Below are 13,185 nucleotides of genomic sequence, written 5' to 3'. Positions count from 1 at the left end.
GGCCGGTTTTGGGCGGCAGCCGAAATTTTTCGCAAAATTTCACTGGCGACAGGTTCGAATTGTGGCCGGCAGCCGGGCGCCCGCGAAATCGTTTAAAAACAGTTATTTTGACCCTATTGTTTCTGTTCGGGGGACAGAAAGCGGCCTTTCGGGGGGATTGTCCGGAAAGCAATGGGGCAGGTCCATGACCGGTTTTGCCCGATTTGCGCCCAGATCAGAGGGTGATCGCGGCGATCAGCCGGCCGTAATCCGCTTCCTTGGCGTGGGTGGTTCGGCGATAGGAATAGAATCGCTGCGCGTCCGAAAAGGTGCAATGGCGCGTCCATTCTGCGTGGCCCACTCCGGCGGCGCGCAACCGGCTCAGCCCGTAGCCGGGCAGATCAAAGAGATAGCGGTCGCCATCGCCGTTGATGAAAAAGCGCGCGTTGTCGGGGTCTTCGTCGAGGAAGGCTTCAAGGAACTCCGGTCCGACCTCATAGGCGCGCTGGCTGATCGTGGGCCCGATCACGGCGACGATCCTGCCGCGCTCCGCGCCCAGCCGCTCCATCGCGTCCACGGTCGATTGCACGATCCCGTCGCGCGCCCCGCGCCAGCCCGCGTGGGCCGCACCGATCACCCCCGCATGGGTATCGGCAAACAGCACGGGCTGGCAATCGGCCGTCAGAACCGAAAGGGCAACGCCCGGTGTCCTTGTCACCAGCGCGTCGGCGCGCGGCTTGTCGGGCAGGGGCCCGTCGACTGTCACTGCGGTGGCCGAATGGATCTGGTGCACCCCGACGAGGTTCTGCGGCGTCACCCCCAGCGCATCGGCGACCCGCGCGCGGTTGATCGATACGATCTCGGCCTGATCCGATGAGCCGTGACCGCAATTCAGCCCGGCGAAGACGCCCGAAGACGCACCGCCCCGCCGCGTGAAGAAGCCGTGTGTGACCCCGTCAAGCGCATCGGATGTGAGTATCTCTAGCGTCATGTTTCCAATCCGGGCAGCATCGGGGCGGATTCGGGGACCACCCCGAGGACCTTGAACAGGTTTCCCATTTCCTCGGGGTGCGTCAACCGGCGATGTGCCGCGATGTGGGTTTCAAGTGCCTCTCCGCCGAGGCTTTGGGCAAGTGCCTGTGCGCGGGCGGTGATGCCCAGCCGTTCCAGAAACACCCCCTGCGGGGTGATCCTGCTGCGCCGGCAGGCAGCGGCAGAGGCGAAGAGGGCTTCGAAATCGACATGCGCGGTCAGGTCGGCGGCACCGGGGGAGGCCAGCGGATCGACCGGCGCGTGATCGGCGACCGCCTGAAGCGTGTCGCCCAGCGTGTGCCAGTCGCCGTAGTCGATCAGCAGTGCTGCCCCCCCGTGCCGGGCGATCCGCGCTGCAATCGTCTCGACGGTCGGCGCAAGGGCTGGACAGTGTTCGATCAGGTCGCCGTCGCGCGTATCCTCAATACGCTGCGCCAGCGCGGGTTGCGCCTGTGCGGGGCCAAGCCCGAAGGCCAGTGCGCCATCGCGCGCGCCGATCTGGCGTTCGCGCCAGCCATCGCCGTCGCGCTGGAATTGCCGGATCGGCAGCGCATCGAAGAACTCGTTGGCGACCAGAAACAGCGGCGCCTCGTCCAGTGCGCCCACGTCGTCCGCGAACCGCACGGTATGGGGGGCTAGGGTTTGCGCCTGTTGCTCGCGCAGGTTTGGTGATGCTTCGACAAGCGTGATGTGGGCGGCGGCATTGAAACCCGGCACACGCGCCGTCGCGCGCAGCACATCGGCCATCAGCGTGCCCCGACCGGGCCCAAGCTCGGCCAGCGTGAAGGGGGCGGGTGCCCCCTGATCGAGCCAGGCCTGCGCCAGCGCCAGCCCGATCAGCTCGCCGAACATCTGGCTGATTTCGGGCGCGGTGACAAAATCACCCGCACGGCCGAAGGGCGCGCGCGTCGTGTAATAGCCGTGGACCGGATGCAGCAGGCAGGCGGACATGTAATCCGACACGCGCAGCGGGCCGCCCGCCGCGATCTGGTCAAGCAGGATATCCTTCAGCGCCGTCACGCCTGCGTCCGTGCCCTTGCCCTTGCCCTTGCGCGCAGCACAAAGAACGCCCCGAGCGCGATCATCGGCAGGCACAGGATCTGCCCCATGGTCAGGCCGTATCCGCCGATGTGCCAGGCCAGACCCAGCGGATTGCCCGCCGAGACGAATTGCGCATCGGGCTGGCGCACGAATTCCACCGCGAAACGGGCAATCCCGTATCCGCCGAGAAACACGCCAAGCAGCAGGCCGGGTGTCTTGAATGCGCCACGCCGCCACGCAAGCCAGATCAGCACCGCGCCCAGCACGACCCCTTCAAGCAAGGCTTCGTAGAGCTGCGAGGGATGGCGGGCGCAGATACCTGTCACATCGGGGCAGTACTGCGCGGCCTCGGTCGGAAAGGCGACGCCCCAAGGCAGGTCCGTAGGCCTGCCCCAAAGCTCGGCATTGATGAAATTCGCGATCCGGCCCAGCAGCAGGCCGGGCGGGACGCCCAGCACGACCAGATCACCCATGCTGACCTTGGCGATGCCGTGGCGCAGGGCGTAGACAAGGCCCGCGAGGATCACACCCAGCGCACCGCCGTGGAACGACATTCCCCCCTCCCAGACCCGCAGGATCTGGCCGGGGTTGGAAAGATAGTATTCGGGTTGGTAGAAAAACGCGTATCCCAGCCTGCCGCCGAGGATGACACCGACAATCACCCACGTCAGCAGATCCTCGATCTGCTGGGGGCGCATCACCGGCGTTTCATCGCGCCACAGCCGCGGCGTGCGGGCGGCCAGCACCACCAGACGCCAGCCCAGCAGAATGCCCACGATGTAGGCCAGCGCGTACCAGCGCAGGGCAAATTCGATACCGAAAAGGGAGACCGAAAAGATCTCTGGCGAAATGTCGGGGAAGGGGATCAGCGCGTTCATGCGGTGATTGAGCGCGCATGGACGGCGAAGTCAACCTTGCGAGACGCGGCAACGCGCCCCATATACACCTTACAGCCAGTGGAGAGAGCCATGCAGACCCGCAACAAGATTTTCGACGACCTGAGCCAGATCATGACCAACGCCATGGGTGTGGCACAGGGGGCCAAGGACGAGGCCGAGAATGCCCTCAAGGGCATGATGGACCGCTGGCTTGCCGACCGTGATTTCGTCACCCGCGAAGAATTCGACGCAGTGCGCGCCATGGCGCAAAAGGCCCGTGAAGAGAACGAAGCGCTGAAAGCACGGCTCGACGCGCTCGAAACGAAGTAAGCCTTCCCTCTGCGACCTTGCTGAAGCGGTGATCGGCCTTCCGGTTGCCGTTTTTCATTTTTGCACGCGCTTCCCGATTTTGTCGGGGCGGGTGCCCCCCGAGGCGATGATATTTGGCGCCTTGGCCAAGTTATCCCCCGCTCTTTCGGGTTATCCCCAGAAAAAGACTTGCCAGAGTCTTCTCCGGCGGCCACCATATCTAGTAGGACGCGCAGGCAAACTAGCGTCCTGTAGCAGAAGCACCCAAGCTTTGGGGGCAGATCGGGGCCTCCATCGCTAGGGCGACAACAAAAAGGTGACCCCATGGCCCTGTCCGAGCAGTATCTGGAAGACGACATTCATCCCATCGACATCGTCGAGAATCTGGCAGCCCACCACGACTGGGAGTTTGACCGGATTTCGGACGAACAGATCGCCATGGCCGTCGAAGGCCAGTGGCGCACCTATTCCGTCACGCTGGCATGGTCGGCCTTTGACGAAACCCTGCGCCTGATCTGCACCTTCGAGATGGAGCCGCCCGAAGCCCGCGTTCCTGCCGTCCACGGATTGCTGAACGATATCAACGACCGCTGCTGGGCCGGTGCCTTCACCTACTGGGCAGAGCAGAAGCTGATGGTCTACCGCTACGGTCTGGTGCTCTCGGGCGGGCATGTCGCATCCCCCGAACAGATCGACACGATGATCGGCGCGGCGGTGTTGAGCGCCGAGCGCTACTATCCCGCGCTGCAACTGGTCGCCTGGGGCGATCAGACCCCGGCACAGGCGCTGGATGTCGCCATTGCAGAGGCCTACGGGCGCGCGTAAACCTGTGCCCGCACACAAAGGCGGGGACACCACATGAAAGAGACACGTATCGCGCGCGACGGCCTGGTTCTGCTGGGTTGTGGCAAGATGGGATCGGCCATGCTGGAAGGATGGCTGGCGCGCGGGTTGCCGCCCGCGTCGGTCTGGGTCAGCGACCCTTATCCGTCTGACTGGTTGCAGGAGCAGGGTGTTCATCTGAACGAGGATCTGCCGCCCGCACCCGCGATCGTTCTGGTTGCGGTCAAGCCGCAGATGATGGCCGAGGCACTGCCGACCCTGCGCAAAATGGGCAACGGTGAAACGCTGTTCATCAGCGTGGCGGCAGGCACGCCGATCCGCTTTTTCGAAGAAACCCTGGGCGCCGAGACCCCCGTGGTGCGCGCGATGCCGAACACACCCGCCGCGATCTCGCGCGGGATCACCGCGATCGTCGGGAACGCCGTCGCGGGGGATCGGTCGCTGGACGAGGCGGAAACGCTTCTATCCGCTGTGGGCGATGTTGTCCGCCTTGCCGAGGAAGCGCAGATCGACGCCGTGACCGGCGTCAGCGGGTCGGGTCCGGCCTATGTGTTTCACATGATGGAAGCGATGGCCGATGCGGGAGAGGCACAGGGTCTGCCGCGCGAGCTGGCGTTGCAGCTGGCCAAGGCAACCGTCGCGGGCGCGGGCGCTCTGGCGATGCAAAGCGATGAAGACCCCGCGCAGCTGCGCAAGAATGTCACCAGCCCCAACGGCACGACGCAGGCCGCACTCGAAGTGCTTATGAACCCGGAAGACGGGTTTCCCCCGTTGTTGCGCCGTGCGGTGGCGGCAGCCGCCGACCGGTCGCGGGAGCTGTCGCGTGGCTGAGATTTCCTTTGACCAGTTTCAGGCCGTCGATATCCGCTGCGGCACCGTCACCCGGGCAGAGCCCTTTCCCGAAGCGCGCAATCCGTCGATCAAGCTGTGGGTCGATTTCGGAGAAGAGATCGGGACGCGCAAGAGCTCGGCCCAGATCACCGTTCACTATTCCCCCGAAACGCTGGTCGGGCGGCAGGTGCTGGCCGTGGTGAATTTCCCGCCCCGCCAGATCGGGCCGTTCATGTCCGAAGTTCTGGTATTGGGCGTGCCGGACAAGGAGGGGGCGATCGTCCTGCTGTCCCCCGATCAGCCTGTACCCGACGGAGGGCAGATGCATTGACAAAGGTATTCATTTCCAGAGGCTTGCCAGAGGGTGTTTATCCATCACTTGAGGGTCTTGAAGTCGTGCGGCGTGACCTGACAACGCCCCTGTCGCCGGAGGAGCTGCGCAGGGTCCTGCGTGATTACGACGGCGCGCTTGTGACAATCGGCGATGCCTTCACCGCCGAGGTTTTCGCGGATGTGTCCTCGCCCCGTTGCAAGGTGCTGGCGAATTTCGGTGTCGGGTACAACCATATCGACGTGGACGCCGCCCGCTCGGTCGGCATTACCGTCACCAACACCCCCGGTGCGGTGACGGATGCCACCGCCGATACCGCGATGACCCTGATGCTGATGAGCGCACGGCGCGCCGCCGAGGGCGAGCGTCTGGTCCGCTCGGGCAAGTGGGAGGGCTGGCATCCGACGCAAATGCTGGGCCTGCATCTTACCGGAAAGACGGTGGGTATCCTCGGCATGGGGCGGATCGGCGAAGCGATTGCGCGGCGCTGCCATTTCGGGTTCGGCATGGCGGTGAAATACTGCAACCGGTCCGCCAAGGAGACGTCTTTCGCGGCAGAGTTCGTCCCCGATCTGGCCCGTCTCGCGGCGGAGGTGGATGTTCTGGTTGCCGCGGTTCCGGCCAGCCCGCAAACACACCATATCATCGATGCGGATGTCATCGGCGCCATGCAGCCCCACGCCCATCTGATCAATATCGCGCGCGGCGACGTGGTCGACGAAGCGGCGCTGATCGACGCACTCTCTTCGGGCCGCATCGGGGGCGCGGGTCTGGACGTCTACGAGTTCGAGCCGAAGGTGCCGCAGGCGCTGCGCGAGCTCGACAATGTCACGCTGCTGCCGCATCTGGGCACATCCACCGAGGAGGTGCGCGTGGACATGGGCCGCATGGCCGCGGCGAACCTGCAAGCGGTTCTTGCGGGGAAGGAGCCGCCGAACGCGGTTTAGGCGTCGGTCGCGGCCCTGTCGTCGATTGCTTCGCGCCAGTGGCGGCGGCACAGGGAGATATAGGTCTCGTTGCCGCCGATCTGCACCTGAGCGCCATGCCGCAGCACCTTGCCCTCGCCGTCCTGCCGGACGACCATCGTCGCCTTCTTGCCACAGTGGCAGATGGTGCGGATCTCGCGCATTTCGTCCGACAGCGCCAGCAGCGCGGCGGAGCCGGGAAACAGTTCTCCACGGAAATCGACACGCAAGCCGTAGCACATGACAGGCACGCGCAGATCATCGACCGCGCGGGCCAGTTGCCAGACCTGGTTGTCCGTGAGGAACTGCGCCTCGTCGATGAAGACGCAGGCGCAGGGGCCCGTATCCAGCCTGCGCTTCAGCTTTGCGAACAGATCCTCGTCCGGAGCGAAAGTGTCGGCCGCAGCACCGATGCCGATGCGCGATGCGATACGGCCCTCGCCCGCGCGATTGTCGAATTGCGCGGTCAGAAGATAGGTGCGCATCCCGCGTTCGGCGTAGTTGTGCGCGGCTTGCAGCAACACGGTCGATTTTCCCGCGTTCATCGTTGAATAGTTGAAATAGAGCTTGGCCATCCGGGTATTTATCCGCCTGGCCGGTCGGGTCGCAAGGGGGCTCCGGGGCATTTGACATGTCTGTCATTTCTTTGCACTAGGATCTGAAACGCGGCAGACTAAAATGGGTCCAGGTCTGGATTGAGGAAACGGTATGAATGCAGTCGGCAGTTATCTGAAGAAGCACACGGAAGCCCTGGTGAAAGCGGTTGGCGTAGAGGCCGCTTGCGAGGTGACCGGAAAGTCCAAAGCGACGCTTGGACGCTACTATTCCGACCACGACGAGCACGTGGACCGGTTTATTCCCGTGGATGCCGTGGCGCTTCTGGAGCAGGCGGCGGGGTATCCGCACGTCACGCAGGCACTGGCCGAACTGTCGGGCGGCCATCTCGATTTCAACGAACGCCGGCCCAATGACACCTCGACCGGTGGGGTGAACGCGGACGTCATCGCCCTGAGCCAGCGCTTTGCCGTGCTGATGGCGGAATACCAGCAGAGCATCGCGGACGGGAAGATCACCGTGAACGAGGCGAAGCGGCTGCTGAAAGAGACAACGGCGCTGCAACAGGTGCTCGTGGATATGAAACTGCATCTGGAAGACGAAAGTGTCTGAAGACCTGCGCGCGCTGCGCCCCGAGGCGCTGCCTGACATCGATGTGGACAGCCTGAAATCGCCAAGTGATCCAGGGCATAAGCCGCGGATCCTGCTTCTCTACGGGTCGCTGCGCGAGGTCAGCTATTCCCGCCGTGCCGCTGAAGAGGCTGCGCGGATCCTGCGCCATCTCGGATGCGAAACGCGGATATTCGATCCGCGCGGATTGCCGCAACCCGATGGCGCGGACGACACCCACCCCAAGGTCGCCGAGTTGCGCGCGCTGGCCGTCTGGGCCGAAGGCATGGTCTGGTCCAGTCCCGAACGCCACGGGGCGATGACCGGCATCATGAAAAGCCAGATCGATTGGCTTCCCCTGTCTCTCAAGGGGGGTATCCGGCCCACGCAGGGCAAGACCCTAGCGGTGATGCAGGTGTCCGGCGGGTCGCAATCGTTTAACGCGGTCAACCAGATGCGCATTCTGGGGCGCTGGATGCGGATGGTTACGATTCCGAACCAATCCAGCATTCCGAAGGCCTGGCTGGAGTTCGACGAAGAGGGGCGGCTGCCCGCCGGAGCGTTCTATAACCGTATCGTCGACGTCATGGAGGAACTGGTCAAGTTCACATGGCTGGTGCGCGGACGGGCCGATTACCTTGTGGATCGCTACTCCGAAAGGGTGGAAAGCGTCGACGAGGTGCACCAGCGGGTGTCGCTGAAGAAGCTCTAGCCGTGCTTTTCCACGATCACCGACCCGACCGAATAGCCGGCCCCGAATGAACAGATCAGACCGGTGTCGCCGTCCTCCAGATCGCTGGAATTCTGCGAGAAAGCGATGATCGACCCCGCCGAAGAGGTGTTGGCGTAGTCCTGAAGGATATTGGGTTGTTCTCCCGGCTCCGGGATCCTGCCCAGCACCTTGCGACCGATGAAGTCGTTCATCGACTTGTTGGCCTGATGCAGCCAGAGCCGTTTGAGATCGCCCGGCGCCACGCCTTCGTCGCCCATATGGCCGGCAATATGGTCTGAGACCATGGGCAGGACTTCCTTGAACACCTTGCGTCCGTTCTGCATGAACTGCATGTCGCGCCGGTCGGCAACGCCATCGGGGCGGGAGCGGCGCAGAAAGCCGTTGTTGTTGCGGATGTTGTTCGAGAACTCCGTCGCGCAGCGGGTTGATTTGATTTCGAAATAGGCGCCGTTCGCGTCTTCGGCACGTTCGATGAACGTGGCTGTGGCCACATCCCCGAAAATGAAGTGGCAGTCGCGGTCGCGCCATTCGAGGTGCGCGGAGCAGATTTCGGGGTTGACCACCAGCGCGCTGCGGATCGACCCGGCGCGGATCATGTCAGCGGCGGCCTGAATCCCGAATGTGGCGGAAGAGCAGGCGACATTCATGTCGAAGGCGAAGCCGTTGATTTCCAGCAAATCCTGAATTTCGATCGCGACGGCGGGATAGGCGCGCTCGAGGTTCGAGGCAGCGCAGATCACCGCACCGACATCGGCAGAGGTCTTGCCCGCCTGCGCCAGTGCCTTGTGCGCCGCATCCAGCGCCATTTCCGCCATCAGCGATGGTTCGTCGTCCGACCGCTGGCGCAGCAGCGGGTGCATGACGTGCGGGTTCAGAATGCCAACCTTGTCAATCACATAGCGCTGTTCAATGCCCGACGCCTTGACGATGAAATCCTCGGATGAATATTCCTTGGCGGGCAAAGTGCCTGCCTCGATCTCGTCGGCGTGTTCCTTGTTATAGATGTCAACATAGGCGTTGAAGGCCTTGACCAGTTCGGCATTGGTGATGACCTGATCCGGCGTGAAGACGCCTGTGCCTGTAATCGCGGGTGTGTACATCTTTTGATCTTCCTTGTTACGCAGAAGGTTACGCCGGTTTGTGCCTGTGGATAACCTTTTTCTGCGCGGGCAGCCTGTGCGTCCGCATTATCCATCCGGCTGGGGGCCGAAGAAACTTGGACTTTTTTTAACGCAGTTGATGCGGCTTGCCCAGAGCATCTGGCGTCTGCGCCGGGCCGGGGCCGCCGATCTTCGCATCCGGCGCAGGACTATCTGACAGGCACGGAGAACAGTCTATAGCCGTCGACAAGAGCGACTTCTACAGCGTCGAAGTCGATGACGAAGACGCCGAGGTTTTCAAGGTCCTCGGGGCAGGCGACAAGATCAGCCGCGTCGTCGAGGTACTCGACGGTCTGCGGTGCCTCTCCGACGCGACGACAGGCATCGCCCTCGAAACGGTAGCCATCGCCGAACAGGGGCAAGGATGTTGCGGCAGGCGGGACCGGCGCGGCGGCGCAGGCCGCCACTGCACCGGCGAGAAAGAGGGATAGGACAAGACGCATGGGAACGCTCCTCTGTGGTTCGCTGCGCGATTTTACCACAAGGGGGGCCGTCCCAGATAGAGGGCGGCGGGCTAGCCTATCCGCAAGGAGGGGCGGCCGCAGGGGTAGCCAATTACCCCTGAAGCGGTTTTACCCCGATCTCGTCCTCGGCCTGTGCCTTGATCGCCAGTGCCGCCGCCTGTGCGCCCGCGGCTGTCGTGTAATACGGGATCTTGTCGTAAAGCGCGATCGAGCGGATGGATTTGCTGTCTTCGACAGCCTGCGCGCCTTCCGTGGTGTTGAGCACCAGGTGGATGCGCCCGTCCTTCATCATGTCGGTGATGTCGGGGCGGCCTTCGTAGACCTTGTTGACCAGGTCGCAGGCAATGCCTGCCGCGTCGAGCCACGCTGCCGTGCCGCGCGTCGCCACGATGGTGAAACCGAGGCCGCTCAGCGTGCGGGCCGCATCGAGGGTCTGGTCGGTCTTGTCCGCGTCCTTGATCGACAGGAACACGCAGCCTTCGCGCGGCAGGATGTTGCCTGCGCCCATCTGCGCCTTGAGGAAGGCGCGGGGGAAATCGCGGTCCCAGCCCATGACTTCGCCGGTCGAACGCATTTCCGGGCCAAGGATGGTATCGACACCGGGGAAGCGGGCGAAGGGCAGCACGGCCTCCTTGACCGAGAACCATGGCATGTTGGGGTCGGCCAGCGTCAGCGGATCGCCCAGCGGCAGCACATCCGCATAGGACGTCTGTTCGGGATAGGGGGCGCGCATCGGGAAGCTGGCAAGCTTTTCGCCGGCCATGATGCGTGCGGCGATGGAAGCGATGGCGCTATCGGTGGCCTTGGCGACGAAGGGCACGGTGCGGGAGGCGCGCGGGTTCACCTCGATCAGGTAGATCTCGCCGTCTTTTACCGCGAACTGGATGTTCATCAGGCCGACGACGTTCAGCGCTTTGGCAAGGGCCTTGGTCTGGGTCTCGACCTCGTCGATAATGTCGCGGGGCAGCGAATAGGGGGGCAGCGAACAGGCGCTGTCGCCCGAATGGACGCCCGCCTCTTCGATGTGCTGCATGATGCCTGCGACATGCACATCGGTGCCGTCGGACAGGGCGTCCACGTCAAGCTCCACCGCGCCGGAGAGGTAGCTGTCGAGCAGGACAGGGCTGTCGCCCGAGACGACGACGGCTTCGGTAATGTAGCGTTCGAGGTTTGCCTGATCGCGCACGATCTCCATCGCGCGGCCGCCCAGGACGTAGGAGGGGCGGATCACCAACGGGAAGCCGATGTCCTTGGCGATCTCGAAGGCTTCTGCGTCGGAATGGGCGATGCCGTTGCGTGGCTGCTTGAGGCCAAGCCCCTGCACGAGCTGCTGGAACCGCTCGCGGTCTTCGGCAAGGTCGATCATGTCAGGCGTTGTGCCCAGGATGGGAATGCCAGCCTCGTGCAGCGCGCCCGCGATCTTCAGCGGTGTCTGGCCGCCGAACTGGACGATGACCCCGTGGAGCGTGCCGTTTTCCTGCTCGACCCGCAGGATTTCCATGACGTGCTCGAAGGTCAGGGGCTCGAAATAAAGACGGTCGGAGGTGTCGTAGTCGGTCGAGACGGTCTCGGGGTTGCAGTTGACCATGATCGTCTCGTAGCCCGCATCCGTGAGCGCGTAGCAGGCGTGGCAACAGCAGTAGTCAAACTCGATGCCCTGGCCGATCCGGTTGGGGCCACCGCCGAGAATCACGACCTTCTTGGCGTCCGAGGGACGGGCCTCGCACTCGACATCGCCCATCATCGGGGTCTCGTAGGTGGAGTACATATAGGGGGTCTGGGCCTCGAATTCGGCGGCGCAGGTGTCGATCCGTTTGAAGACGGCCTTCACACCGAGGTCGAGGCGCGCGGCGCGCACGTCGGATTCGCTCTGGCCGGTGAGGATGGCAAGGCGCGCATCGGTGAAGCCCATCATCTTGAGGTGGCGCATCCCGGCCTCGTCGTTCGGCAGGCCTGCGGCCTGCACCTCTGCCTCGGCCTCGATGATCTCCCGGATCCGGTCGAGGAACCACGGGTCGAACATGGTCGTGGCGTGGATGTCGTCGTTGCTGAGCCCCACGCGCATGGCCTGCGCGATGGTGCGCATCCGGTCCGGCGTTGTGGCGCTGATTGCCTTGATCACCGCCGCTCGGTTGTCCGGTGCGTCGCCCGGCAGGTCCGGATTGAAGCCCTTGATCGCGATCTCGTCGAAGCCGGTGAGACCGGATTCCATCGACGCCAGTGCCTTTTGCATGGATTCGTGGATCGTACGGCCGATGGACATCGCCTCGCCCACGGATTTCATCGCCGTCGTCAGGTAGGGTTCGGCACCGGGGAATTTTTCGAAGGCGAATTTCGGGATCTTGGTGACGACATAGTCGATGGTCGGCTCGAAGCTCGCAGGGGTCACACCGGTGATGTCGTTGTCGAGTTCATCCAGCGTGAAGCCTACCGCCAGCTTGGCGGCGATCTTGGCGATCGGGAAGCCTGTCGCCTTGGACGCCAGCGCCGAGGAGCGCGACACGCGCGGGTTCATCTCGATCACCACCATGCGGCCATCGTCGGGGTTCACGGCCCATTGCACGTTCGACCCGCCGGTTTCCACGCCGATCTCGCGCAGCACCGCGATCGAGTGGTTGCGCATGATCTGGTATTCCTTGTCGGTCAGTGTCAGCGCCGGGGCCACGGTGATGGAATCGCCCGTATGCACGCCCATCGGGTCGACGTTTTCGATCGAGCAGACGATGATGGCGTTGTCGGCGGTGTCGCGGACCACTTCCATCTCGTATTCCTTCCAACCCAGCAGCGACTCGTCGATCAGGATCTGGCCCATCGGGGACGCGTCCATGCCGGAGCGGCAGATCGCCTCGTAATCCTCGCGGTTGTAGGCGACGCCACCGCCGGTGCCGCCCATGGTAAAGGCGGGGCGGATGATCGCGGGCAGGCCGACTTCCTCCAGCGCCTGCATCGCGATGGCGACACCGGCGGCGAGGTCTTTCTTGCCGTTTGTCATCGGGGCAGTGCAGATCGTCGCCTTGGGGTTTTCGATTCCCAGGCGGTCCATCGCCTCGCGGAAGAGCTTGCGATCTTCCGCCATTTCAATGGCTTCGCGCTTGGCCCCGATCATCTCGACGCCGTATTTTTCGAGCACGCCCATCTCTTCGAGCGCCAGCGAGGTGTTGAGACCGGTCTGACCGCCCATGGTCGGCAGAAGCGCGTCGGGGCGCTCTTTCTCGATGATCTTGGCGACGATTTCGGGCGTGATCGGCTCGATATAGGTGGCATCGGCCAGACCGGGGTCTGTCATGATGGTGGCGGGGTTGGAGTTGACGAGGATGACGCGATAGCCTTCCTCTTTCAGCGCCTTGCAGGCCTGTGCGCCGGAGTAGTCGAATTCGCAGGCTTGCCCGATGACGATGGGCCCCGCTCCAATGATCATGATCGACTGGATGTCGGTACGCTTTGGCATGGCGTGG

The 13,185-nt window shown here is 63.6% G+C and carries 14 protein-coding genes; 7 read left to right on the top strand and 7 right to left on the bottom strand.

Annotated elements, in window-relative coordinates:
- Positions 1 to 214: 214 nt before the first annotated feature.
- The 3 genes from pgeF to lgt are packed head-to-tail and all read right to left on the bottom strand — an operon-like array spanning position 215 to position 2,930.
- Complete coding sequence (gene pgeF, locus ABMC89_RS08000) at positions 215 to 970, bottom strand: peptidoglycan editing factor PgeF (RefSeq protein ID WP_349566958.1); 756 nt, start codon at positions 968 to 970, stop codon at positions 215 to 217.
- Positions 967 to 2,031, bottom strand: a complete 1,065-nt coding sequence (locus ABMC89_RS07995; protein ID WP_349566956.1) for a class I SAM-dependent methyltransferase — start codon at positions 2,029 to 2,031, stop codon at positions 967 to 969. Before ABMC89_RS07995 ends, pgeF begins: the two co-directional genes overlap by 4 nt.
- Positions 2,028 to 2,930, bottom strand: coding sequence for a prolipoprotein diacylglyceryl transferase (gene lgt, locus ABMC89_RS07990; RefSeq protein ID WP_349566954.1), 903 nt, complete (start codon positions 2,928 to 2,930; stop codon positions 2,028 to 2,030). Before lgt ends, ABMC89_RS07995 begins: the two co-directional genes overlap by 4 nt.
- A 90-nt stretch (positions 2,931 to 3,020) precedes the next feature.
- Between lgt and ABMC89_RS07985 the strand changes: the two genes are divergently transcribed.
- The 5 genes from ABMC89_RS07985 (at position 3,021) to ABMC89_RS07965 (ending at position 6,191) form a co-directional block, all read left to right on the top strand.
- Positions 3,021 to 3,260, top strand: a complete 240-nt coding sequence (locus tag ABMC89_RS07985; RefSeq protein ID WP_349566952.1) for an accessory factor UbiK family protein — start codon at positions 3,021 to 3,023, stop codon at positions 3,258 to 3,260.
- Between the two features lie 303 nt (positions 3,261 to 3,563).
- Positions 3,564 to 4,064 (top strand): type III secretion system chaperone family protein, encoded by a 501-nt coding sequence (locus ABMC89_RS07980; protein WP_349566950.1) that lies wholly within the window; start codon positions 3,564 to 3,566, stop codon positions 4,062 to 4,064.
- 33 nt (positions 4,065 to 4,097) lie between these two features.
- The gene (gene proC, locus ABMC89_RS07975) at positions 4,098 to 4,913 is read left to right on the top strand and encodes a pyrroline-5-carboxylate reductase (RefSeq protein ID WP_349566948.1); all 816 of its coding nucleotides are present in this window, start codon (positions 4,098 to 4,100) and stop codon (positions 4,911 to 4,913) included.
- On the top strand, positions 4,906 to 5,244 hold the full coding sequence (locus tag ABMC89_RS07970) for a tRNA-binding protein (RefSeq protein ID WP_349566946.1): 339 nt from the start codon (positions 4,906 to 4,908) through the stop codon (positions 5,242 to 5,244). The genes proC and ABMC89_RS07970 overlap by 8 nt, the downstream gene beginning before the upstream one ends.
- Complete coding sequence (locus ABMC89_RS07965; protein WP_349566944.1) at positions 5,241 to 6,191, top strand: 2-hydroxyacid dehydrogenase; 951 nt, start codon at positions 5,241 to 5,243, stop codon at positions 6,189 to 6,191. Before ABMC89_RS07970 ends, ABMC89_RS07965 begins: the two co-directional genes overlap by 4 nt.
- On the opposite strand, the gene ABMC89_RS07960 is transcribed toward ABMC89_RS07965, so the two are convergent.
- A complete protein-coding gene (locus tag ABMC89_RS07960) occupies positions 6,188 to 6,784 on the bottom strand; it encodes a thymidine kinase (protein WP_349566942.1) in 597 nt (198 codons plus the stop codon). The genes ABMC89_RS07965 and ABMC89_RS07960 overlap by 4 nt on opposite strands.
- A gap of 133 nt (positions 6,785 to 6,917) precedes the next feature.
- Between ABMC89_RS07960 and ABMC89_RS07955 the strand changes: the two genes are divergently transcribed.
- Positions 6,918 to 7,376, top strand: coding sequence for a phage regulatory CII family protein (locus tag ABMC89_RS07955; RefSeq protein WP_349566940.1), 459 nt, complete (start codon positions 6,918 to 6,920; stop codon positions 7,374 to 7,376).
- Positions 7,369 to 8,085, top strand: coding sequence for an arsenical resistance protein ArsH (gene arsH / locus ABMC89_RS07950; RefSeq protein WP_349566938.1), 717 nt, complete (start codon positions 7,369 to 7,371; stop codon positions 8,083 to 8,085). Before ABMC89_RS07955 ends, arsH begins: the two co-directional genes overlap by 8 nt.
- Here the strand turns inward: arsH and ABMC89_RS07945 are convergent.
- From ABMC89_RS07945 to carB, 3 genes are all read right to left on the bottom strand, one after another.
- Positions 8,082 to 9,206, bottom strand: coding sequence for a beta-ketoacyl-ACP synthase III (locus tag ABMC89_RS07945; protein ID WP_349566936.1), 1,125 nt, complete (start codon positions 9,204 to 9,206; stop codon positions 8,082 to 8,084). The two genes, arsH and ABMC89_RS07945, sit on opposite strands and share 4 nt — an antisense overlap.
- 209 nt (positions 9,207 to 9,415) lie before the next feature.
- Positions 9,416 to 9,709: a hypothetical protein gene (locus ABMC89_RS07940; RefSeq protein WP_349566934.1), complete on the bottom strand. Its 294-nt coding sequence runs from the start codon at positions 9,707 to 9,709 to the stop codon at positions 9,416 to 9,418.
- A gap of 112 nt (positions 9,710 to 9,821) precedes the next feature.
- On the bottom strand, positions 9,822 to 13,178 hold the full coding sequence (gene carB / locus ABMC89_RS07935; protein WP_349566933.1) for a carbamoyl-phosphate synthase large subunit: 3,357 nt from the start codon (positions 13,176 to 13,178) through the stop codon (positions 9,822 to 9,824).
- Between the last annotated feature and the right edge of the window lie 7 nt (positions 13,179 to 13,185).

It is taken from the genome of Sulfitobacter sp. HNIBRBA3233 (genome assembly GCF_040149665.1).
GTDB classification, from domain to species: Bacteria; Pseudomonadota; Alphaproteobacteria; order Rhodobacterales; family Rhodobacteraceae; genus Sulfitobacter; species Sulfitobacter marinivivus.
Note: the sequence above shows the minus strand (reverse complement) of the source record. Positions and strands in the feature narration are given on the sequence as shown.